Origin of the sequence: Faecalibacterium sp. IP-1-18, from assembly GCF_023347355.1 — a bacterium.
GTDB lineage: Bacteria > Bacillota > Clostridia > Oscillospirales > Ruminococcaceae > Faecalibacterium > Faecalibacterium prausnitzii.
Window position 1 is genome coordinate 112428 of sequence record NZ_CP094472.1, and the last position, 23329, is coordinate 135756.

General features: G+C 51.1%; 23 protein-coding genes. 15 read left to right on the forward strand and 8 right to left on the reverse strand.

Going from position 1 to position 23329, the window contains the following annotated elements; translation table 11 throughout:
- Window positions 1–27 precede the first annotated feature (27 nt).
- Both MTP43_RS00480 and MTP43_RS00485 read right to left on the reverse strand, forming a co-directional pair.
- On the reverse strand, window positions 28–564 hold the full coding sequence (locus tag MTP43_RS00480; protein WP_097782838.1) for an ECF transporter S component: 537 nt from the start codon (window positions 562–564) through the stop codon (window positions 28–30).
- 16 nt (window positions 565–580) lie between these two features.
- Window positions 581–961 carry a hypothetical protein gene (locus MTP43_RS00485; RefSeq protein WP_143406239.1) on the reverse strand — a complete coding sequence of 127 codons (381 nt, stop codon included), beginning with the start codon at window positions 959–961 and terminating at the stop codon, window positions 581–583.
- 14 nt (window positions 962–975) lie between these two features.
- On the opposite strand from MTP43_RS00485, the gene MTP43_RS00490 reads away from it, so the two are divergent.
- From MTP43_RS00490 to MTP43_RS00525, 8 genes are all read left to right on the forward strand, one after another.
- Complete coding sequence (locus MTP43_RS00490; protein ID WP_015537170.1) at window positions 976–1827, forward strand: transketolase; 852 nt, start codon at window positions 976–978, stop codon at window positions 1825–1827.
- A 1-nt stretch (window position 1828) separates the two neighbouring features.
- Window positions 1829–2776 (forward strand): transketolase family protein, encoded by a 948-nt coding sequence (locus MTP43_RS00495; protein ID WP_005921394.1) that lies wholly within the window; start codon window positions 1829–1831, stop codon window positions 2774–2776.
- 496 nt (window positions 2777–3272) lie between these two features.
- Entirely contained in the window at window positions 3273–4976 is a 1704-nt protein-coding gene (locus tag MTP43_RS00500) for an ABC transporter substrate-binding protein (RefSeq protein WP_005921397.1), read from the forward strand.
- A gap of 135 nt (window positions 4977–5111) precedes the next feature.
- Window positions 5112–6047 (forward strand): ABC transporter permease, encoded by a 936-nt coding sequence (locus MTP43_RS00505; RefSeq protein WP_097782841.1) that lies wholly within the window; start codon window positions 5112–5114, stop codon window positions 6045–6047.
- Complete coding sequence (locus tag MTP43_RS00510; protein ID WP_005921401.1) at window positions 6048–7151, forward strand: ABC transporter permease; 1104 nt, start codon at window positions 6048–6050, stop codon at window positions 7149–7151.
- Between the two features lie 13 nt (window positions 7152–7164).
- Window positions 7165–8262 (forward strand): ABC transporter ATP-binding protein, encoded by a 1098-nt coding sequence (locus MTP43_RS00515; protein ID WP_097782842.1) that lies wholly within the window; start codon window positions 7165–7167, stop codon window positions 8260–8262.
- Window positions 8263–9195 (forward strand): ABC transporter ATP-binding protein, encoded by a 933-nt coding sequence (locus MTP43_RS00520; protein ID WP_097782843.1) that lies wholly within the window; start codon window positions 8263–8265, stop codon window positions 9193–9195. It abuts the gene before it with no gap.
- 285 nt (window positions 9196–9480) lie between these two features.
- On the forward strand, window positions 9481–9729 hold the full coding sequence (locus MTP43_RS00525) for a DUF6061 family protein (RefSeq protein WP_044959802.1): 249 nt from the start codon (window positions 9481–9483) through the stop codon (window positions 9727–9729).
- A gap of 113 nt (window positions 9730–9842) precedes the next feature.
- On the opposite strand, the gene MTP43_RS00530 is transcribed toward MTP43_RS00525, so the two are convergent.
- Window positions 9843–11186, reverse strand: coding sequence for an AAA family ATPase (locus tag MTP43_RS00530; protein ID WP_005921408.1), 1344 nt, complete (start codon window positions 11184–11186; stop codon window positions 9843–9845).
- A 518-nt stretch (window positions 11187–11704) separates the two neighbouring features.
- Here MTP43_RS00530 and MTP43_RS00535 point away from each other — a divergent pair.
- Complete coding sequence (locus tag MTP43_RS00535; protein ID WP_015537173.1) at window positions 11705–12130, forward strand: GIY-YIG nuclease family protein; 426 nt, start codon at window positions 11705–11707, stop codon at window positions 12128–12130.
- Between the two features lie 121 nt (window positions 12131–12251).
- On the opposite strand, the gene MTP43_RS00540 is transcribed toward MTP43_RS00535, so the two are convergent.
- Both MTP43_RS00540 and MTP43_RS00545 read right to left on the reverse strand, forming a co-directional pair.
- The gene (locus MTP43_RS00540) at window positions 12252–12866 is read right to left on the reverse strand and encodes a PBECR4 domain-containing protein (RefSeq protein ID WP_223450600.1); all 615 of its coding nucleotides are present in this window, start codon (window positions 12864–12866) and stop codon (window positions 12252–12254) included.
- A gap of 314 nt (window positions 12867–13180) precedes the next feature.
- Window positions 13181–14515 (reverse strand): Ltp family lipoprotein, encoded by a 1335-nt coding sequence (locus tag MTP43_RS00545; RefSeq protein WP_005921416.1) that lies wholly within the window; start codon window positions 14513–14515, stop codon window positions 13181–13183.
- A 1113-nt stretch (window positions 14516–15628) separates the two neighbouring features.
- Here MTP43_RS00545 and MTP43_RS00550 point away from each other — a divergent pair.
- Both MTP43_RS00550 and MTP43_RS00555 read left to right on the forward strand, forming a co-directional pair.
- The gene (locus MTP43_RS00550) at window positions 15629–16114 is read left to right on the forward strand and encodes a plasmid mobilization protein (RefSeq protein ID WP_044959804.1); all 486 of its coding nucleotides are present in this window, start codon (window positions 15629–15631) and stop codon (window positions 16112–16114) included.
- A gap of 22 nt (window positions 16115–16136) precedes the next feature.
- A complete protein-coding gene (locus tag MTP43_RS00555) occupies window positions 16137–17036 on the forward strand; it encodes a relaxase/mobilization nuclease domain-containing protein (protein WP_249234978.1) in 900 nt (299 codons plus the stop codon).
- Here the strand turns inward: MTP43_RS00555 and MTP43_RS00560 are convergent.
- On the reverse strand, window positions 16939–17805 hold the full coding sequence (locus tag MTP43_RS00560) for a MerR family transcriptional regulator (RefSeq protein ID WP_117530316.1): 867 nt from the start codon (window positions 17803–17805) through the stop codon (window positions 16939–16941). The genes MTP43_RS00555 and MTP43_RS00560 overlap by 98 nt on opposite strands.
- Window positions 17806–18059: 254 nt before the next feature.
- Between MTP43_RS00560 and MTP43_RS00565 the strand changes: the two genes are divergently transcribed.
- Window positions 18060–19235, forward strand: a complete 1176-nt coding sequence (locus MTP43_RS00565) for an IS110 family transposase (RefSeq protein ID WP_113620654.1) — start codon at window positions 18060–18062, stop codon at window positions 19233–19235.
- A 290-nt stretch (window positions 19236–19525) separates the two neighbouring features.
- Here MTP43_RS00565 and MTP43_RS00570 read toward each other — a convergent pair whose 3' ends face one another.
- A complete protein-coding gene (locus tag MTP43_RS00570; RefSeq protein ID WP_005921429.1) occupies window positions 19526–19789 on the reverse strand; it encodes a hypothetical protein in 264 nt (87 codons plus the stop codon).
- 196 nt (window positions 19790–19985) lie between these two features.
- Here MTP43_RS00570 and MTP43_RS00575 point away from each other — a divergent pair, with 196 nt between their 5' ends.
- The 3 genes from MTP43_RS00575 to MTP43_RS00585 all read left to right on the forward strand — a co-directional run bounded on the left by MTP43_RS00575 (window position 19986) and on the right by MTP43_RS00585 (window position 22327).
- Window positions 19986–20519 carry a hypothetical protein gene (locus MTP43_RS00575; protein WP_238057202.1) on the forward strand — a complete coding sequence of 178 codons (534 nt, stop codon included), beginning with the start codon at window positions 19986–19988 and terminating at the stop codon, window positions 20517–20519.
- On the forward strand, window positions 20473–20844 hold the full coding sequence (locus MTP43_RS00580; RefSeq protein ID WP_117530236.1) for a helix-turn-helix domain-containing protein: 372 nt from the start codon (window positions 20473–20475) through the stop codon (window positions 20842–20844). The genes MTP43_RS00575 and MTP43_RS00580 overlap by 47 nt, the downstream gene beginning before the upstream one ends.
- A gap of 94 nt (window positions 20845–20938) precedes the next feature.
- The gene (locus MTP43_RS00585) at window positions 20939–22327 is read left to right on the forward strand and encodes a site-specific integrase (protein WP_249234979.1); all 1389 of its coding nucleotides are present in this window, start codon (window positions 20939–20941) and stop codon (window positions 22325–22327) included.
- Window positions 22328–22905: 578 nt separating this feature from the next.
- On the opposite strand, the gene MTP43_RS00590 is transcribed toward MTP43_RS00585, so the two are convergent.
- Complete coding sequence (locus MTP43_RS00590; protein ID WP_162789023.1) at window positions 22906–23325, reverse strand: protein-export chaperone SecB; 420 nt, start codon at window positions 23323–23325, stop codon at window positions 22906–22908.
- Between the last annotated feature and the right edge of the window lie 4 nt (window positions 23326–23329).

Consider the following 23329-nt stretch of genomic DNA (forward strand, 5'->3'; position numbering starts at 1 on the left):
TTTTGCACAAAGGCTGCGCGCAGGGGGTCAGTCCGCAAAGCCGGCCTTCTGCAGGGCGGTGAGCAGCAGCGGGATGAGCACCAGCTGTGCCACGATGCCCGGCACGGCGGTGAACAGCGCCCCGGACAAAAAGGCGCTGAAGGGGAAGCTGCCGCCGGTCAGCCCGGCCAGCACAAACCGCACGATGCCCCAGACGATGCGCCCGGACACCATGGCGGTCAGCAGTACGGCGTACAGCGCGGGCAGGGTGTGTTTTGCTTTGCGCCACAGCAGCCCGGACACCAGCCCGTAGGTGGCCAGCTCAAAGGCCATGGAGATGGCAACCGGGAACATGGGCGGCATGCCGAACAGCACCGAGCGCAGCAGCGGGGCGGCAAAGCCCACAGCCAGCCCCCACGGGCCGCCCAGCACAAAGCCGCACAGCAGCACCGGGAAGTGCATCGGGCAGAGCATATTGCCTACCTTGGGCACCTGACCGGTGAGCAGGGGCAGCACAAAGGCCAGCGCTAAAAACAGGGCGGTCAGCACCAGCTGCCGCACGGAGGGAGTGCTTTTGGTTTTCATAAGGGTTCCTCCTTTTTCAGTCGCAAAATAAAAAGGAGCCTGCCCCGGCATTCCATGCCAAAGGCAGACCCCTTCGTGGCGTCTGTTTCAAAAAAATATTGCTTGCTGGGATAAGCGACAGGCTGCTGCCCGCCCATGCCCGGCTTCCTGCCGGAACGATGGTCAAAAGTATAACAAACCATTTTGCCCCTGTCAAGCGGGGCGGAACGTCTGCAAAATAGACAAAAATCGGTCTATTCGCAAAAAAATTTCCCCGGGGCTGTACATTTTGCTGGAAGAAGCTTGACCTTTTTGCGCAGAATGGATAATATAAAATTGAAAAAAAGCGCGCTGCGGCAATCTTGACGCCGGGGCGCTGACGAGAGGCTTTTTTGAGCGCATGAATTCTGAGGTTCATACGGGAGGACCATCATGACAAATGCTGAAAAACTTACCCTGAAAAAGCACGCCTGCCACATCCGCATGGGCGTGATCGAAGGGACCCACAGTGCAGGCTGTGGTCATCCGGGCGGCAGTCTGAGCATCGCAGACGTGCTGTCTTATCTGTACTTTAAGGAATTGAACATCGACCCTGCCCAGCCCAGGATGGCCGACCGCGACCGTCTGGTGCTGTCCAAGGGTCATGCCGCCCCGGCGCTGTACGCAGCGCTGGCAGAGCGGGGCTTCTTCCCGGTGGAGGAGCTCAAAACCCTGCGTAAGATCGGCAGCCGCCTGCAGGGTCACCCCAACATGAACAGTGTGCCCGGCGTGGATATGTCCACCGGCAGTCTGGGTCAGGGCATCTCTGCCGCCTGCGGCATGGCACTGGGCGCAAAGCACGCCGGCTCTGCCGTGAACGTTTACGCCATTCTGGGCGATGGCGAGGTGGAAGAGGGCGAATGCTGGGAGGCCTTTATGTTTGCCGCCCACTACGGCCTTTCTAATCTGTGCGTGATGCTGGACCGCAACCATCTGCAGATCGACGGCACCACCGAGACTGTCATGAACAGCGCCCCGCTGGAGGACAAGCTCCGCGCCTTCAACTTCAATGTGGTCACCATCAACGGCCACGACTTCGACCAGATCGAGAGCGCCGTGCAGGCTTTCCACGCCGAGACCGAAAAGCCCACCTGCATCATTCTGGATACGGTCAAGGGCACCGGCGTTTCCTATATGACCAATTCCGTTGCATGGCACGGCAAGGGCCCCAACGATGAAGAGTATCAGGTGGCCATGAACGAGCTGAACGCCGCCTATGCCGCGCTGGAACAGGAGGAGAACTGAGATGGCAGACGTGAAAAAGATCGCGACCCGCGACAGCTACGGCAACACCCTGAAGGAGCTGGCCGCGGAAGGCCACGATGATCTGGTGGTGCTGGACGCCGATCTGGCCGCCGCTACCAAGACCGGTATGTTCCAGAAGGCATACCCGGACCGTCACTTTGACTGCGGCATCGCCGAGGGCAACATGGTAGGCGTGGCAGCAGGTCTGGCCACTATGGGCTATGTGCCCTTTGTTTCCAGCTTTGCCATGTTTGCAGCCGGCCGCGCCTTCGAGCAGGTGCGCAACTCTGTGGGCTACCCCCACCTGAACGTGAAGATCGGCGCCACCCACGGCGGCATCTCCGTGGGCGAGGACGGCGCTTCCCACCAGTGCTGCGAGGACTTTGCCCTGATGCGCAGCATCCCCGGCATGACCGTCATCTGCCCCGCCGATGATATCGAGGCACGCGCCGCTGTGCGCGCCGCTTACGCCATGGAAGGCCCCGTCTATCTGCGCTTCGGCCGTCTGGCTGTGCCCGTGTTCCACGATGAGGCCAACTATCACTTTGAGCTGGGCAAGGGCGAGCAGCTGACCGAGGGCAACGATATTGCCATCATCGCCACCGGCCTGATGGTCAACGAGGCACGCATGGCTGCCGAGCAGCTGGCTGCCGAGGGCATCCACGCCCGGGTCATCAACATCCACACCATCAAGCCCCTGGACGAGGAGATCGTCCTCAAGGCGGCAAAGGAGTGCGGCAAGGTCATCACTGCCGAGGAACACAACGTCATCGGCGGTCTGGGCGAAGCCGTCTGCGCCGTCCTCAGCGAGAAGCTGCCCACTCCCGTGCGCCGCGTGGGCGTGCAGGACGTGTTCGGCTGCTCCGGCCCTGCATGGGACCTGCTGAAGAAGTTCGGTCTGGACGCTGCCACCATCTGCAAGACTGCCCACGAGATGCTGGGCAAGTAAGCGCTTTTTACAGCAGTACGAATTCGATTTTTAAAGCCGCCGCACAAAACACTGTGCGGCGGCTTCTTTTTGTCCCAATAACTGTCCTCTGCACAAGGACAGCAGCGAAATGAAAGTCTGCGTTTTATATCGAAAAGAAAAACGTGCGACTTGATTTATAAAATAAATAAAGCCGCTCAAAAGTAAGAAATAAAAAAGAAATAACACGATTGTTCAAGTATGTTTGTTTAAAAGTGAAATATGCTCATGGACTGAAATTGTACAAAAATCATGGGATTTCTGGGGCGTTACGTTGGACAAACCGCAGAAATGAACGCACAGCGCGGACAAATTTTGCAAAACCCCTTTTCTTTTGCGGAAAGGAGCGGTATAATGCCGTCATAGCACAAGGGAGTGCATCGTTCCGGAAGGAGGAACGGACATCCCTTGTGTATTTTTAGAACGTGATGCTTTAGCAGAGTATAAAACTAAAGCAGTAAAGAGAGGGGAAATATCTATGAGATTCGATCGTCGTATTTCGCGCCGCAGCTTCCTGGCAGCTGCCGGTGCCACCTCTGCTGTGCTGGCTCTGACGGCCTGCGGCGGCTCTTCCAGCTCGGTGGCGGCTTCCTCCGCTTCCGGCACTGCCTCCTCTGCAGCTGGCACTGCACAGGGCGGCACCCTGAATATCATGCTGGAGACCGAGGTTCAGTCGCTGGACCCGCAGGTAGCCACCGACGGCACCTCCTTTGAGGTCATCGCAGACTACACCGACGGTCTGATGCAGATGGATGCAGACGGCGCAGCAGTTCCCGCCATTGCAGAGACCTACGACATCAGTGAGGACGGCAAGACCTACACCTTCCACCTGCGGGATGCCAAGTGGTCCAACGGCGAAGCCGTTACCGCTGCCGACTTCGTATTTGGCTGGCAGCGCGCCGTGGACCCCGCCACCGCTTCCGAGTATTCCTATATGCTGTCGGATATCGGTCAGGTGGTCAACGCTGCCGAGATCATTGCAGGCGAGAAGCCCGTCACCGATCTGGGCGTGACTGCTGTGGACGACAAGACGCTGGAAGTCCAGCTGAACGTTCCCGTCAGCTATTTCCTGAGCCTGATGTACTTCCCCACCTTCTATCCGGTCAACGAGGCGTTCTACAACACCTGCAAGGACACCTTCGGCACCAGCCCCGACACGGTGCTGTCCAACGGTGCGTTCAAGCTGACCGACTACCAGCCTGCCGCAACCGCCTTTACGCTGGAAAAGAACCCCGATTACTACGATGCCGGCAAGATCGCTCTGGACGGTCTGGCCTATCAGGTCATCAAGGACAGCCAGCAGGCACTGATGAGCTACCAGACCGGTGCTCTGGACATGACTTTGCTGAACGGCGAGCAGGTGGATCAGGTCAAGGATGACCCCGAGTTTACCAGCGTGGGTGCCGGTTACCTGTGGTACATCAGCCCCAACATCGGCAGTGTGCCGGAGCTGGCCAACGAGAACCTGCGCAAGGCCATCACCTTTGCACTGGATCGTGACGCCATTACCGGAGACGTGCTGAAGGACGGCTCTGCACCCTGCTACACCGTCGTTCCGCCGCAGTTCGCCACCGGCCCCGACGGCAGCGATTTCAGCGCCGACCAGACCAAGTTTGCAGAGTTCTGCGCTTATGATGCCGACAAGGCCAAGGAGTACTACGAGCAGGCCAAGAGCGAGCTGGGCAAGGACTCCTTCACCTTCAACATGGTAGTGGATGCCGACGATGCACCCCAGAAGGTGGCACAGGTCGTCAAGGAGCAGCTGGAGACCACGCTGGCAGGCTTTACCCTGAACCTGACCGTGGAACCCAAGAAGCAGCGCGTGCAGGATATGCAGGACGGCAACTTTGAGATCGGCCTGACCCGCTGGGGCCCCGACTACGCCGACCCCATGACCTATCTGGGTATGTGGGTGACCGGCAACTCCAACAACTACGGTCTGTGGAGCGATGCCGACTACGATGCCATCATTGACGAGTGCACCACCGGCGACCTGTGCACCGACCCCGAGGGCCGCTGGGCTGCCCTGTACGAGGCAGAGCAGATCGTTCTGGAGCAGGCGGTCATCTTCCCCCTGTACGGTCAGTGCAATGCCGAGATGGTCTCCTCTGCCGTTACCGGTGTAGCGTTCCACCCCGTGGCACTGAACCGCGTGTACAAGAACGCCGCTAAGAGCGAGTAAAACTGAAAGCACACTGAACAAGGCCGCACAGTGGCCCGCAAAAAGCCACTGTGCGCCTTTTTGGCATTGTGCCTGTCCGCGGCAGACAAACGACTGACCGCGAGATCCCGGAAGGAAAAAGGGGGTCCACCCGACGTGAAAAAATATACGCTCAAGCGAATCCTGACCTCGCTGTTCACGCTGCTGGCAATTCTGCTGGTGCTGTTCATCCTGATGCAGCTGATGCCCGGTTCGCCCTTCAATGATGAAAAGCTGACGCCCGATATGCGGGCAGCCCTGTATGCAAAGTACGGCCTTGACCAGCCCATCTATATCCAGTTCTTCCGCTATGTGGGCAATATGCTCCGGGGCGATCTGGGTGTCAGCTACAATATCTCCAAAAATACGCCCATCTCCCAGCTCATCCAGTCCCGTCTGCCCATCTCCATTCAGGTGGGCGGCATGGCGGTCACGCTGGGTGCCATCGCAGGTCTGGTGCTGGGCATTCTTGCCGCTTTGAAGCGGGATACCGTGGTGGACTCCATCGCCACCATCATCTCGGTCATCGGCGTATCGGTGCCGTCCTATGTGTTCGCGCTGGCGCTGAGCTACACCTTCGGCTTTAAGTTCCGCTGGTTCCCCATGCTGTTTTCCGCCAAGGACATCTTTGGCTCCAGCGTGCTGCCCAGTATCTCGCTTTCCATGTTCACCATGGCGTCCATTGCCCGCTTTACCCGCAGTGAGATGATCGAGGTGCTGGATTCGGATTATATGCTGCTGGCCGAGAGTAAGGGCATTTCCGGCCCGGCGCTGATCTTCCGCCACGCGCTGCGCAACGCCCTGATCCCCATCATCACGGTGCTGGCACCGCTGATCGTGGATTTGATGACCGGCTCGCTGGTGGTGGAAAAGATCTTTGCCATCCCCGGCGTGGGCAGCCTGCTGGTGACAGCCATCCAGTCCAACGATTACAACGTGGTCATTGGTCTGAGCTTTATTTACAGCGCCATGTACATTGGCATCATGCTGGTCGTTGACCTGCTGTACGGTATCATCGACCCGCGCATTCGTTTGGCAAAGGGGGACGACTAAATGGCAGAAAAAGCGATCCGGCTGGGCGGCGAATCCACCGCCGATGCCATTGTCAGCGCCGTGGATGCAATGTACACGGAGCACACCTTTGCGGAAAAGGATTTTGCCCTCAAGCACAACGAGGACGAGATCAGCGTGGATACCAACTTTGCGGCGCAGAACTTCTGGAAGGAAGCGCTCATCCGCTTTTTCAATAAGAAGAGCGCCGTGCTGGGGCTTGTCCTCATCGTGATCATCGTACTGCTGGCCGTTTTGGGCCCGGGCATGAACAGCTACACCTACTCCGGGCAGGATCTGAGCCAGAAAAACTTTGCGCCCCGCGTGCCGGGCATTGAGCAGTTCGGCATTCTGGACGGCAGCGAGAAGATGAGCACCACCACCGGCACCAAGGTGACCAACGCTTATCAGGAAAAAGACAAGCTGGACGTCTACTACTGGTTCGGCAGCGACCTGTACGGCCGCGACATCTGGACCCGTACATGGGAAGGTGCCCGGGTCTCCCTGATCATCGCGGTGGCGGCGGCGATCATTGATATGGTCATCGGCATGAGCTACGGCCTGATCTCCGGCTACTTCGGCGGCAGAGTGGATATGGTGATGCAGCGCTTTCTGGAGGTAGCCAACGGCATCCCCCGGCTGGTCATCGTCACGTTGCTGCTGCTGGTGCTACAGCCCGGCATGGTGACCATCATCTTTGCCCTGATGCTGACCGAATGGGTGGGCATGAGCCGCATTGCCCGCGCGGAGATGCTCAAGCTGAAGGATCAGGAGTTCGTTCTGGCCTCCCGCACGCTGGGCGCCGGCAGCTTCTTCATCATCTTCAAGGAAGTGCTGCCCAACATCATCGGACCCATCATCACGCAGGTCATGTTCAGTATCCCGACCGCTATCTTCACCGAGGCGTTCCTCTCCTTCGTGGGTCTGGGCATCCCGGTGCCGCAGTGTTCGCTGGGTTCTCTGATCAGCGAGCTGTACAACAGCTTCACCACCCACCCCTATCAGATCATCCCGCCCATTGTGGTCATGAGCCTGCTGATGCTCAGCTTCAACCTCGTGGCGGATGGTCTGCGCGAGGCGCTGGACCCCAAGATGAAGAGTATGTAAGGAGGAACACCCCATGCCTGAAGCAAAAAAAGAACAGGTCTTGTCGGTGCGAGACCTTGATATCACCTTTAAGACCACCGCAGGCCCGGTGCACGCCATCCGCGGTGTGAACATCGACCTGTACAAGGGCGAGACGGTCGCGCTGGTGGGCGAGTCCGGTTCCGGCAAGTCCGTCACCATGAAAGCCGCCATGGGCATTCTGGCCAAGAATGCCACTGTGAACAGCGGCAGCATCCGGTTCAGCTACCACCACGCCGACGGCAGCCCGGAGAGCGTAGACCTGCTGCAAAAGGATAAAAAGTGGATCCGCCGCCACATCAACGGCAAGCGCATCGCCATGGTGTTCCAGGACCCCATGACCAGCCTTGACCCCACCATGACCATCGGCAAGCAGATCATGGAGGGCATGCTCTGGCACTTCAAAATGCCCAAGGCGGAAGCCTACAAAAAGGCGCTGGAACTGCTGGAAGAGGTGGGCATCACCGATGCGGAAAAGCGGATGAAAAACTACCCGCACCAGCTGTCCGGCGGTATGCGCCAGCGCGTGGTCATTGCCATTGCGCTCTCCTGCGACCCCGACCTGCTCATCTGCGACGAGCCCACCACCGCGCTGGATGTGACCATTCAGGCCAAAATTCTGGAGCTGATCCGCCGCATCCAAAAGGAGCGCGGCATCTCGGTCATCTACATTACCCACGACCTTGGCGTTGTGGCAAAGGTGGCAGACTATGTGGACGTGATGTACGCCGGCAAGATCGTGGAGACCGGCACCATCGACGAGATCTTCTACGACCCCAAGCACCCCTATACATGGGGCCTGCTGTCGGCCATGCCCGACCTTGACACCGCCGACGACCGTCTGTATACCATTCCCGGCTCGCCGCCGAACCTGCTGCACGAGAAGCCCGGCGATGCCTTTGCACCCCGCAACCGCTTTGCGCTGAACATCGACGACGAGATCGACCCGCCCATGTTCAAGATCAGCGATACCCACTATGCGGCAACATGGCTGCTGGACCCCCGGGCCCCCAAGGTGGAGATGCCGCCGGAGCTCAAGGAGCGCATTGCCCGCATGAAAGCAGAAGCAAAAAAGATCGAGGAGGCGGAATAAATGGCAGCACAGAGCACGACCCCGCTGCTGAAGGTCGAAGGGCTGAAGCAGTATTTCCGCGTCAATAAGAATTTCACGGTCAAGGCGGTGGACGATGTCAGTTTTGAGATCTACCCCGGCGAGACCTACGGTCTGGTGGGCGAGTCCGGCTCGGGCAAATCCACCATCGGCCGCAGCATCATCCGCCTGTACGACCCCACTGCGGGCAAGATCACCTTTGACGGGCAGGATATCAGCGGCCGTCTGAGCCATGCGCAGAACAACACCCTGCGCACCCAGATGCAGATGATCTTTCAGGACCCTATGGCGTCCCTGAACCCCCGCAAAAAAGTGGAGGACATCATCGGCGAGGGTCTGGATATCCACCATCTGTGCAAAACGCAGGCAGAGCGCCGCGAAAAGGTGGAAAAGATCCTTGCTAAGGTCGGCCTTTCCCCGGAGCACGCCGAGCGCTACCCCCACCAGTTCTCCGGCGGTCAGCGTCAGCGCGTGGGCATTGCCCGCGCCCTCATCATGAACCCCAAGCTCATCATCGCGGACGAGTGCATCTCGGCGCTGGATGTGTCCATTCAGGCACAGGTAGTCAACCTGATGAAGGATATCCAGCAGGAGACCGGCACGGCTTATCTGTTCATCGCCCACGACCTGTCCATGGTCAAGTACATCTCCGACCGCATCGGTGTGCTGCATCTGGGGCATCTGCTGGAGACCGGCACCACCGAGGAGATCTTCGAGCACCCCATCCACCCCTACACCCGGAGCCTGCTGTCGGCCATTCCGCTGCCGAACCCGGTGGTGGAAAAGCGCCGCGTGGCTGAGACTTATGACTATGCCACTTCCGGCATCGACTATTCCAAGGGCACCCGCCACCATGTGGAGGGCAGCCACTACGTCAAGTGCACGGATGAAGAATTTGCCAAGTGGTGTAAATAAGACCGAATCCAAGACGAGCGCTGCAGGCGGCCTTTTATAGTGCCGCCGTGCAGCGCACCGCCAAGGAGCAAAAGAATGCCCGCCCACCGGGCCGTTCTGGAGAGTGAAAACTCCAGTAAGGCAGACAATGCAAGGAAAAACACGGCTTTCCCGCCGGTGTGCAAAAAGTGTGCAAAAATGTGCAGACGGGCAAAACAAAGCCCAATGGACAAATCAACCACCGGTTTTATGGCAGGGTTTAGGACATCCGAACAGACACCGTTTGATATAGAAATGAGGTTCACCATGAACAAACTGCTTTCCTGCCGCCTCAATATGGACACCAACCGGGTGGAAGCCCGGTTCGAGGATGGCACCACGCTTGCCATCGACTGCATCGCCGTGGAGGACGAGTATGGCAACACCCCGGCACAGCGGGCAGAGCTGGACTGGCTGCTCTACAATAAGCCCTTGGAGTATGCACAGCTTGTGCTGGGTGGTGAGATAGAGCATCATCTTTCCCTTGGCTGCGAGCATGGCAGACTGGAAGATTAAGCCCCCCATAAAGAACACGATGCCCACCGACCTATGGTTTTCGCCATAAGCTGGTGGGCATCTTTGGTTATATTGTTTTCTTATACTCCGGGAATCTATTCAAGCTGTGATTTTCACTCGTTGCAGATTTTTTCTATCGACTCTTGAAATTCTGTTTGTCGAAGCTCTGGCACTCCGCCATATTCACAGTTGAGATACTTATTCCGGATATTATTGGCCGCATACGTTCGCTTGCGGTAATCCGATATGCATCGTATTTTTTTATCTGACGGATTATCAGGATCCACACTCAAAATATAGGTTGCCTCTCGTGCAAAACTCGCTTCCATCAACATTGTATTATGCGTTGTCATAATCACTTGACCTTTGAGAATCGGCCGAATCTCTTCCAATAATTTCTGGAACAGCAAATCGTGAATGTTGGCTTCTGCCTCATCCAAAATAACTACTCCTCCCATGCAGGCTGTTAACAAATAGCACGATATATTCAACAATTGACAGTTACCGGCAGATTCTCTTTCAAAGTCAATCCGACGATAATTGCCTGCAATATATTTTTCCTCAATCAGTTTATAGTAGATTTCGTCATCATGAAATTCTTTTTTATAAAATATCTTGCGAACGCTAAGATCAACACTCGTAAATAGTTGTGTAAAAAAATCGCTTGCATAATCTAACTCTGTCTCTCTTCGAAGAGACAGATGACCTTGCAGTGGCCGCTTTAAAACTTGCAGCTTAGAACTTAGTCCTTCCCAGCTTTTGTTGCCCATCGAAACAGCACAAGACAAACCTCGAAATTCTCTTAGCACAGTATTGAAATTCTCTGTTACATTATCCCGTCCAAATGCATTGGATTTATCTTTCATCTCATAAAGTAAAATTGCTAAAAGAGAATGCTTTCCCCAATAACGTTTTGCTGTTTCCTTTACGTCTACCAAAAAATCCTTCCCATTGGTTCCTTGAATAACTGTATCATTAATCAGAATACCATCAGAACTACAGTCAAAATAAAGTCCTCTGCGCCGATTAAGAACATATTCTAAACGCTCATGCACAATTTCATCCTGTCCAAATTCTACCCGATAGCAGCCGTTGTTACCGTTAATGTTGAACTCATACTCTGCAACTATCGGATCTTCACAGTCAATCATTCGATAGTCTTTTATGATGGCAGACATATCCCTTAAACTATGTCGCATTTGCTCGCGCATCACTTTTTCCATCTTTTCATCTTGAAAGATAGCATCTCGAGTTAGAAGCCTTTCATAGGCATCACGTACATCCATGGTGCGAGTCAACTCCGGTAGCAAAACAAAAGCAGACATTAGATTAGACTTGCCCGCACCGTTTTCTCCGTAGAGTACCGCAAGATGCTTTGGGACGTTTCCTTTTTCTGTCAAGTCAAATACGATATGGTCAAACGAACGGAAGTTTTCCAGTGTTATCTTTGTAAACATTGCAGTTCCCTCCTTAAATCTTAGTATCTCACATTTCAGCCGGCTTTTCAAGACTTAAACCAACCCAATTGCAGAAACAATTTCAATATTAGAGAGGATAATTATCGAATTTTTGAAATATTTCCAAAAAGCCCTTGACAAAAGCGTAGTTTGACGCTACAATAGCATTCAGAGATGGCAGTCGAGCTAGCCGAGTGCTATCTTTCGGGCATGAAAAAAGACGCCCGGCAAGGCGTCTTCTTCTCCGACTCTTCCACAAAGATTGTCGGCTTGGTAGTGACATACCAGTGATATTATATCACAAAAAAAGCCTCCACGCAATCGGAATCCGTCGAAAAGAACGTGCCATTCAAAGGTGCACTATCTATGATGCACACTTTTGTGCTGGGCCATGTTTCTTCATTGTTCAGCCCTTTGTTTGCCGTATCCTCTCTGTTTATACAGATGGTACGTTTTTCTATACCAACTTGGGTGCATGCTTAGGTTGGTATCCGATTGGCATAAAGGAGGTTGATTTTATGTCAAAAAAGCTTTCATTAATGTTTGTTGGCTATTTTAGGGATTTGGATAAGGATGACCTTCCCAAAAAATCTGGTGTTTATCTGGTCTATGCTGGAAAGCCAGTATCAGATAAGATCGTGTCTCTACGTAAACTCTTTTACATCGGTGAGTCTAGTAATATCCATGACCGCATTGTGGAACATAACCGGGACAAAGATTGGAAGGATGGGCTAAAAGAAGGGGAGCTTCTATATTATGCATATGCCCTCGCACCGAAGGACGAGCGTTTATTGGAAGAGGCCGCTCTCATTTACTATTACAAACCGCCATATAATACAGAGTATGTAGACAACTATCCCTTTGAAAGGGTCGAACTCAATCTTTCTGGTCCTGGGAAATCAAAGACACCGTTTGAAATGGATTCATCAATTAAAGTCAGCTAATGTAAGTCGATATTTAAAATAGTCACAAGAAAAAGGGCTATCGCACGAATTTTGTTCGATGAGATAGCCCTTTTTCTTTACCGGCATCTCTATTTATTTCGGAAAAGGCAGCTACTGTTTGTTACTCGGGATTCTTTGGCAGGCGGTCGTACAGCACTACCGTGTCAGAGGTTTCAATCTGTACCCGCTCTTTCTTGAGCAAGGCGCGGGAACGCTGGTTTGTGCGGTAGTCGCGGTCACCCTTCTCAAAGGCAGAACAACACAGGAAGTCACACATAGCATCACCCACAGAGGATTCTTTGATAATAAAAACGAACGCTGTTGGTTCGTTTTGACTGGAAATTATATAATCCGCCTTAATTTTGGTGACGAATGGGTAAAGATTTGGCACGTATGAGAATAGTTCAAAGTCTTGTTCCAATACTTCTTTTAGCCGTACCAGTGCCAAAAGCCGTGGTTCGACCATCTCACGATACTGCATACCCTTTTGTATAGCTTTATAAGTAATTTTACCAGACAGAATCATGTCTACTATCTTCCGAGAATTATATCGCGGAAGTGAAATATCTTTCAAGTATTGAAATCCTGCAAGATGCGAAAATTCATCTGCTGAAAACGTCAGGTTAATCTCATATGATTTATTTCGACAACCATATGTGAGGATATACCGATAATTCATCAGGTCCTTCCAAACAGCGGCTGCTTGATACAAAACATTTTGCTGTTCGTCCTGCACCTTTTCACCTTCCCTCAAAAAAATAGAAGCCCTGCCGAAAGGCAAGGCTCCTATTAAGCGTTTTCTTTCGATTCATCGAATCTATTCGGCTTGTGGTTTCCGCTCAACCCACGGTCGGGCTCCACAGTCGGCTGATACCGAACCAGTCTACTGTTTCATCGCCAACGATAGCTGGTCAATGCCGCTATCCTCTAACCTTATTATATCACAAAAGCGGCCAAACGCAAGTACTTGTTCTCAAAAATTTCACGTCCCAAGCCGTTACACGCAAACAATTTCAAAGAACCTATTTAAATTATTTTCTTTATTTATGATTACTCAAGATGATCTATAGCATATTGTGCTTGTGACGAAGTAAACTGTTCGCCGTAACTAGAAGTTAGTTGGTCATAGATAGCCTTTTTCGACATATCCATCTTATAATAATACTGTTTTGCTTTTTCAAGAGCATTCGCATTCCAATCAACATCTGTCATATGGTCGATGGCATACTGCGCCGCATCTTCAGAAAATCCTTCACCATAAGAAGAAGTCAACTGATCATAAACTGCTTGTTTGGACATAAATAGCTGATTAGCATACTTTAATCCCTTTGTCAACGCATTTTGATATTCCTGCGATCCACTGTCAGAAACCGAGTCTTCATCCGAATTTTTCGTACTCGGTCCCCCTGTAGTCCACCCAGAGGGAGAATGTGGCACAGGATTTTCAGCTGCTGTAACATTCGCTTTTACTCGTTCCTGTTGTTCACTTTCTGAATATACCTCAACATAATCGTTTTTTCCAAAACTATCGTCAATATGAATATCATACCATTTCCCAGCACAATAAAAGTCTCCGATTGTAGTATTTCCAAAGCTGCTACTCAAGCTCCCATACGGATCGAACGTTCGATGATATATCTCTCTAAATTCTTTGAACGTTTTTATAATTTGTTTATCGGAGAGTTCATTAAGATTAACCCCATTTATACCATCGCATCTCAAACACCACGCCTGTCTTCCCCGCATATCCTCGGTTTGAATTGCTTCTGGATTTTGAATTTCACACTGTGTTGCTAAGCATTCAATAATTTTCCGTGAAAAATCCTCATATTTTACATTATCGCCAGATAATTTATATGCTTTTTGAGCAGTGTTGAAGGCATCTTGATATTTCTGTTGTTCAAATAGCTCTTCAGCCTGCGCCATCAATACTTGCGCCTGTTCATTGTTTTGTTTTTGAATAGCTTCCATATATCCTTTTGCTGTCTCATAATTGACGTCAGTTTCTATCACACCGGAAAAACTATTATAAGCCGATATTGTATCTCCCGCTGTTTGAAACTCAATGCCTTTTTCAAAGTTCTTCTTTGAAGTTTCTAATTCCAGCAAGCATTTTTCCGCATCAACAAATGTTGCCGTTTCCCCTATCATAGATCTGTAAATATCGAACTGTTGATTCACATAATCCTTTGTCACGTCACCTGTATTATATTGTTCAAGAATGGTTTCCAACACCGGAGCCAATCCATCCTCTACCATTTTTTCAGCAGAAGAATCACCAGAAACCTTTTTCTCATAGATTTGCTGTGCCTTTGCAGCATCACCAGTCTCAATTTCTTTAAGAACTTCTTCTGCCGGATTTCCACATCCTGTAAGCATAATCATACAAAAAGCAATGAGACCGCAATCACAAGCACTTTTGAACTCATCAATTTTCTCCTTTTAGCATTTCTTTAACATCTCTTACAAGCATACTGTAAGACTATTTCCATCATTTTATCACAGAAGCATTTCATTCTCAATATTTTTGTTCATTTGCCACAAAATTTGTTTTTGCACTCTGCATTTATTCGTCAGCAGCAAGAATTTACCTCCGATATGGCTTTTCATAAGTCCTACTATCACCGCTTTACCGCAATAAATTTCGCAAGACCATCTTGACGCACCTTGCAAACCATGATACTCTCTGTCACAAATCCCACTGAATCCGCAATAAAATGCGACGCAGTGAGGGTTTGTTCCCCATGAAGATTTTTACCGCCCCGCAACACACCCGATCTATTTTGCCGCCGTTTCACCCGACAAAATCATCGCTGCGCTGCGTGGGCGGTATTTTTCTTTTTCACAAATAAAATCTTATGTAGTTGTTTAATCTTCTAAAAATTGTTTTTAGTTGTTGACTGTACAACTGAAAAGTGTTATTCTTGTGCTTGAAAGAAGCAGGCTGTAGTGTCTGCACTGCGCCCGGCTTTCTTCATACTGAACCTTGAATCTTACATAAGCCGTCTGAACGAGATACTGCGCCATGACCTCACGCTTTCTGTGGGCGAGCCGGACAACGCCGCTGCAAAACAGGGGCAGGAACTGCGTTCGGTGTGAACGGTGACCATGAGCAGGGGCTTTGCCTTTTCACACGTTTTGCTCTGCAAAATTTTCAACGTGCATTGCGGTTCGAATTCTGAAATTTTCAGTGTTGCACGGAAAGGGCAAAAGCAAGTATCGACCTGTGGCCACAAATTTTCAATGCTTGAAAAATTGCTGTCCACTCAGTCATCCTTGTTGGGGCAAGCGCTTGTCGGGGCAAAGCCCCTCCATCTGCTGTCGCAGACCGCGCTGCCACTTGAAAGCCCCAATGGGGCTTTCATTGCTTCGCAACCGTGGCCCTTCCCCAAACCCTGCTCCAGCATTGCGCTGGTTTCAGCGCAAAAGCGGCGTGTCGCATTACATAGCCCTCTCCATCCCGGAGCGGGCATTTATCATTTTCACAGGAGGTCGAATATGACTGAAATGAAAAGTCCGAATGTACACGCACGAAAGAACCGCAATGACACGCCGCGAAAACGAAAGACACACATCATCAAAGTCCGAGTGACCGCAGAAGAAAAACTGCGGATCGCATACGCCTGCAAAGAACTCCACCTCACCCAATCCGAACTCGTCCGCCGCGTCCTGTACGGCGTGAACGTCAAGCACACCGTTGTGGTGGCGCAGGGCGGCGAGGATGCACTGGCGGCGCTTGCCGCCTTGTCTGCCCAGTGCAGCAAGGTAGGCAGCAACCTCAACCAGCTTGCACGGCACTTCAACTCCGGCGGCAAAGACACCGAGCAGCTCCGGGCGCAAATTCTGGAGGAACTGTCCGCATTCACGAACTTTCGGCTGAAAGCCGAAGAAACGGTTGGTGAACTGTATGGCAACCATCAAGCAATAATCCGGCTGCGCCGAATTGGCTGTAAAAAATCACTTCCGCGATTTTTTCTAATGTAAGCAGCCTGCGGCTGCAATCAGCATGACCTCGAAAAACTCTAACTATGCCGCCGCCGAAAGCTATCTCACCTTTCAGCACAACGAGTACACCGGCCTGCCCATTCTGGACGAGAAGGGCAGACCCAAGCTGCGGGATTCGTACCTGCTCGACACCCTTGAGTGCGGCGAATCCTCGTTTGCTATGGCCTGCCTGATTGCCAACCGCAAGTACGGCAAGAACGGCGGGCGGGAGGACGTGAAGACCCACCATATATGGCGACATCCGCCAAAGCGGATGCTAATATATTCGTGCATAGCACGCACCGCTGGCCATACGAAGTATATCATCAGCTTCGACCCGAAGGACGCAGTAGAGAACGACCTGACCATGGAGCGGGCGCAAGCCCTTGGCTTGCAGTTCTGCAAGGACAACTTCCCCGGTCATCCCGCCATCGTCTGCACCCACCCGGACGGTCACAACAGTGCGGGAAACATCCACGTCCACATCGTCATCGGCAGCTTGCGTGTCCGCACCGTGGAACGGCAGCCCTTCATGGACAATCCGTGCGACTGGGAAGCAGGCAAGAAGCACCGCTGCACTTCTGCCATGCTCCGGCACCTCCGTGTCGCAGTCATGGAAATGTGTGAGCAAGCCGACCTGAACCAGATCAACCTGCTGGAAGCCCAAGGCGACCATGTTTCGGAGCGCGAGTATTGGGCGCAGCGGCGCGGACAACGCCGTCTCGACCATGCCAACGCCAAACTCGCCGCCGAAGGGCAGCAGCCCACCCAGACCGTCTACCAGACCGAACTGGACAAGCTGCGAAAGCAGATCTACGCTTGCATTAAAAACGAACTCCGCGATAACTTTTTAAGAAAACTTCGTTTGCTTTCAATAGCTTTTCATAGTATTCACGATAAGAACTGCTCAATCGCCGCATAGCAGGGATAAAGACATCATTGTACCCGTTTTCTCGATTTAACTGTGCGAATAGTTCTTGAAGTCTGTAACCCGGAGTGTTTTTGTACGCGTCAGATGCTTTGACTTCCTTATACCGCTCAAACAGCTCCCTATTATCTTTCAGATATTGTTCAGGGTCTTGTATTGCAGCAGCAACACTTGCAGCAGCTTTTTTTGACACGTCAACAAGATCAATGGTTTTCGCAGCATCGTCGAGATATTCTTTCAAATCATCCGGGATAACAATATTCACACCGTCTAAAAAATCAATTATCGTTTCAAATGCATCTTGCTGTTCGTCTGTTGCAACCCTCTCATTCAGGTACGGTGCAAAATGGAGACTGATAAATTTCCCGAAATATCCCGGAAAACGGTCAAGCAATCTTGAAAGAATAGAGCGCTTCGTTTCGAGCTGGCTCAATTGCGCCCGGGCATCCTCCCAATTCTGGTTTCTCGCAAGCATGTGGAGTAATTGTTGTTTCGCTTGTATATCCGAAATTTCCAGTTCTTTCTTGTCGCATATAGTTTGAAAGGATAAATAGTCATTCTCTGCCAAAACCGTTTTAATGTCCGATACTGATATTCCAAGCCCGCGTAAAACTGCGATTTTGTTTAATTGGATGACATCATCCTCTGAAAACACCCTGTAACCATTTTCCATAATTTGAGGGCGAGTTAAGCCTTGTTCCTCATAATACTCAATCGCCTTTTTGGTAAGGCCACATCTCTTGCAGACTTCATTGATAAGCATATTATCACCTCGTATTATAAAAGAGTAGTATTTATAGACCGCTCTCCAGCGGTATGCTACAATGTTTAGGATGCTGTGGATTGGTAATTTTCACCTACCGTAAAGACGGTTTATTGGAGGCTCCAACCACAGCCTCTTTGTTGAAATGTTAATCAGTTAGATACCGCCAGACGGTTTATTTAGAACGAGGTTACAAGAGCAAAGAAGTCTGTGGTCCTGAACAGCATCGAAATAAATATGCCGGAGGTATCAAAATGGTTTGTGTTGGAATTGATGTTGCCAAGGATAAGCATGACTGCTGTATTCTTGATTCAGACGGAATGGTTCGTGCTGACTGCTTTACCATCCCCAACAACATGGATGGATTTAAGCAACTGCTTCAAACGATTCGAAACTGTACCCAAAAGTCAGACAAAATAAAAGTAGGACTTGAGGCTACCGGACATTACAGCTACAACATTCTTGGATTTCTTCTTGACAAGGACCTGGCCGTCTATGTCATGAATCCTTTGCACACCAACCTGTACCGAAAAAGTCTCAGCCTTCGCAAAACTAAAACCGATCGTGTGGATGCAAGAACGATTGCAACTATGCTATTGTCCGATGTAGACCTCAAGTCCTACACGGATACAGCATACCACAACGAAGAGTTAAAGTCACTAACAAGATACCGATTCGATAAGGTTCGTGAAAGAGCCAAGCTGAAGCAGTCAGTGTCCAGACTGGTCACGATTCTGTTTCCAGAACTGGAGAAGCTCGTTACCTCTCTCCATATTGCTTCGGTTTATGCGCTCCTCAGTGAATATCCCGGTGCAAAACAGATTTCAGAAATTCATCTCACCAAGCTGACAAATCTTCTTGCAACAGCGTCCAAGGGACGCTACGAAAAAGAAAAGGCCATCCAGATTCGAGAGGCCGCCAGAACTTCCATTGGTTCTGTCATGTCTGCCAAATCTCTAGAATTGAAGCACACCATTAAACTCATTAAGGAACTCACCTCCGAGATTGATGAAATTGAAGATTCGATTCAGCAAATCATGGATGAATTGCATCCACCGATTCTTTCTATTCCCGGAATGGGTGTTCATTCCGCTGCCATGATTCTTGCTGAAATCGGCGATTTCTCCAACTTTGATTCTCCTGACAAAGTCCTTGCTTACGCTGGCTGCTCTCCGTCTACATACCAGTCAGGCAAACTCACAAACTGCTATGCTCACATGGAAAAACGCGGTTCTCGCTATCTGCGATACGCTCTCTACAACGCAACCAAGTACGTCTGCCACTGGAATCCCGTCTTTGCTGAATACCTTGCCAAGAAACGTTCTGAAGGAAAACACTACAATGTTGCCCTGTCCCATGCCATGAAGAAACTCGTGCGGCTGATCTATGCCTTGCAAAAGTCTGGAAAAGCGTATCTTACGGCTGCTTGATTTTCTCCAGAGCCTGAGCGAAATCCAAGAACAACTTAGCTGGCGCAGCGAACCCTTGACAAACCGAAGCATTCAAATGCTATCCTGTTTTTGCGAGGGTTAGCTGGGCTTGCTTTGCTATTCTCTCCGTCGCCCTCGCTGTCCCAAGACCAGCATTTGAATGCTGTTTGTCATGGGCAGCGAATGGTTGACGGATTTTAGGGGATTTTTTCATTTTGGGGCTTGACTTTTAATAGTTAGTCTCCACTGGTATGATAAGCCCACCCCCAAGGGGACAGTCAATAGCTTTTTCAAAAATTCTCTTGATTGGGCAAGGTGTGTACGATATGTAATGCCATTTCTGCATTTTCTTTGTCCACAAATACCTCCGTGATATACTTCGGTTTTATACCCAGCGTTCCGATTCTTGCCTGATCGAACGCATTACGCCGATTGGCATCTTTGGTTTTGCAATAAAACTTGATTCCCGCAGCCGCCAACGCATCCGTGATGCAGTTGCATTGGTAAGGATCGGAAACTGTTGCAATTTGTGATTTGAAAAGCTGCTCTAACATAAATACCCCTCCTACCGATCGTTTGAAAAGGACACAATTTCAAATGTCTTTATTGGAATAACGTAATTTAATCTCAATTTATTTCGTTCGTCCATAAATTTCCAAAAGTTTGTGTGTCTGTATATAAATCTTCTGAAAATTTGTAGCACAATCACAATGTTTTTCATTTGGATAAATCGATAGAACCACTTCGTCCGTGAAAGACCGTGACCCTGCCCGGGTGGATAATCCCTTCCTCATCGAAGAGCTGTCCGAGGAGCGTCCCGGCATCCTGGTGTGGATGCTGGAGGGGTTACACCGTCTGCTGGCGAACCGCTATCAGTTCACCATCAGCGAGCGCTCCATCCAGAACCTTGAAGCAGCCATGGCGGACAGCGATAACCTGACCCAGTTCATGCAGGCCAGTGCGTATGTCCGCTTCAAGCCCGACACCGAGGAACACTCCACCTATCTCTACCGCGCCTACACCAAGTGGTGCGAGGATAATCTGGAATCACCTGTTCCGCAAAAGAAGTTCAGCCAGTTCCTGCTGAAAAATGCGGGGAAGTATGGCCTGACCTTTTCCAAGCACATCTTTGGGGCTGCTGCTTCGGGTCAGGAGCGGCAGGCCCTTACATATTTACCGGCCCACAGGGCGCAGCTCAACTGGAGCTGCGCCGGGTCTGGAGAAGTGCAAAGGAGACATGCCTATGACGAATGTCCGCAAAAATTCCGCCAAACTGACCCGTGAGGACTTGAAAATCGCGCCCGAATCCCCTACAATGAAACGTCAGGAACTTGCAGTTCCATGCGAATTTTCTGTCAGAAATTCCATGGTAATTTCTGACGAAACTTCGGACCAAACCCCTGCCGTAGAACCTTCTGACCAGACCAGCAAAACCGTCCGACACGCCCCGCTTGTCTACCGGGTGGAGGAGATCGCCCAACTGTTGGCGATCTCCAACCGTGCTGCGTACAATCTGTGCAACACCACGAAAGACTTCAAGGTGATCCGCCTCGGTACCAGCATCCGGGTAAGCAAGCAGAGCTTTGACGATTGGTTTGCAGCGGTCTGAGGGAGGGAACATCTATGGCATCTATTATGCCGATGCCTGCCAAGGCAGGCAAAAACATATTTGCGCGTAGCGCACACTGCTAGGCATACGAAGTATGAAACGTGGCAACACGTATTCTGTCCGATACAACTACAAAGATCATGCTGGCAAGCCCTGCAAGGGCTGGGAAACCTTCAAGACCAAGGCCGAAGCGCAGGAGCGCAAGATCACGGTGGAGAAGGAACTGCTGGACGGCACCTTCCTCGTGCCCGACACCATGACGGTGGAGGAGATGCTGTACAAGTGGATCCCCATTCAGTCCAGCAAACACAAGTGGTCTCCCAAGACCTACACCCAATCTGTGGCGATGGTGCAGAACCTCATCGTGCCGTATATCGGAAAGCGGAAGGTGCAAGACCTCCGCACCTACGACATTGAGCAGTTCTACGCCACCCTGAGCCAGACCCCCTGCGGGCAGTATGTGCACGGTGTGAAGCAGGAGTTGACGGAAAATCAGAAGAAGCGGCTGTTATCCAGCACGTCCATTCACGAAGTCCACACGCTCCTGAAAACTGCCTTTTCGTATGCCGTTGACTGGGATCTAATCCACAAATCGCCTACTCCCCGTGAAGCCCCCAAGATCAACACCGAAGAACGCACCATCTGGGATGAGCGCACCATGTTGGCGGCGCTGCAGACCATCGAGAACCCTGCCCTGCATCTGGCGGTGCACATGAGCATGATCCTCTCCTTGCGAGAGGGTGAGATCCTCGGCTTACAGCCGAGTGATTTGGACTTTGACGCAGCAGACGGACGGGGAACCATCTCGGTGAACAAAGCCCTGCAGCGTGCCGACAAGGTCGCCTTGTCCAAGATCGACCCCACCCAGATCTACCACACCTTCCCGGACAGACGGGAGGGGAGTAAGTCCTCGCTGATCCTCAAGCGGACCAAGACCAAAAAGTCCAACCGCATCCTGTACATGACCAAGCCCTTGAAAGAGGAGCTTCTGGCATGGCTGGAAAAGATGAAGCAGGACGAGCAAAGCGCCCCGGAAAAGTACAGCAACTACGGTCAGCTGTTCCGCTTACCAGACGGCTTACCCATTGCCCCGGACGTTCTGACCAAGTGGTACCGTATGTGGAGGGCGGAGCACCCGGAGTTTGAGAAGATCGTGTTCCACGGTCTGCGCCATTCCAGTGCCACCTACCAGCTGCTGCAGTCTGGCGGTGACTTCAAGTCGGTGCAGGGCAACACCGGCCATGCAACCGCCACCGTCCTGATGGACACCTACGCCCACACGCAGGACAAACCCCGGTTGGAGTTGACCGAGAAGATCGAAGCCGACTTCTACTCACAGAATGTCGGCAGCAAGCCCGGTTCCGCACCGGAAAAACAAAATCTGCCGGATGCCTCTCAAATCACCCCTGAAGTGATGCTGACAGTCGTCCGACAGATGAACCCCGAACAGCGGCGTGAGTTCACCCGCCTGCTGTTCGCCTGAAAAAAGTATGGAAAAATCGCTCACGATGCACAGAATGCAGACAATGCAAGGAAAAACACGGCTTTCCCGCCGGTGTGCAAAAAGTGTGCAAAAGTGTGCAGAGCCCCAGAAAAAGGAAAATCCCACGAGGAATCTTACGATTCTTCGTGGGATTTTGGTGCGCTCGAGGGAACTCGAATCCCTGGCCCTCTGATTAAAAGAGCCCCTCGGGCTGGGTACTCTGATTTTGAAACTTTCGAGTTTGCACCATTTTTATGCAAAGCATCGTAATTTTTCACATTGTAATTTCTGCACCCTTTGTCGTATTTTGCAAGTCAGAGTACCCATTGCATCCCTTGAAACCGTGCAAAAACAGTGCAGAAACCGTGCACTTACTCTTGGACAAATAAAAAATAATGATTTTTGATCCATGACTTGGTGGCGATCTGAGTGACCACAAAGGTAAATTTGATACACGGAAAGAAGAATGCCCACTCGTCTGAGGAGTTCTCAGGAGAGTGGGCATTTTGTGTAATAGCTTGTATAGGCAAAAAGAAAACAGCCCCATCATCTAATAGAACTGTTTCCTCAAGCCTAGGTTAATCAGATTCTTTTACAGCCTTCGTAAAATCGATAAAAGGAATGTTATAACTTCCATATCGAGACCAATTTGTTGAACTTGCAACGATAGGTCTTAAATAACTCAACAACAGTGAAGGGGCATTTTTACTCAGAAGACTTTCAAGCGCTTCATCACTGAATTGACTTCCGGACCAATCAAACGTTGCTTGTTCCGATGCTTCGAGATAAAATGGATCTTTTTCTGTCTTTCCACCTAAAGTTATAGTTAAGATCACTTCAGCCTTTGATTTTCCTTCATAAGGCTTTACGTCCGTGCTCAGATTTATACGCAATTGAATTTCAGATTCTTCACAAAAAGACTGATTCGTTTCATATTCTAAGTGCACCAACTCTGGATTAGAAAATCTGAAACCACTTTTCTTACTGTTCAAATCCATCTTT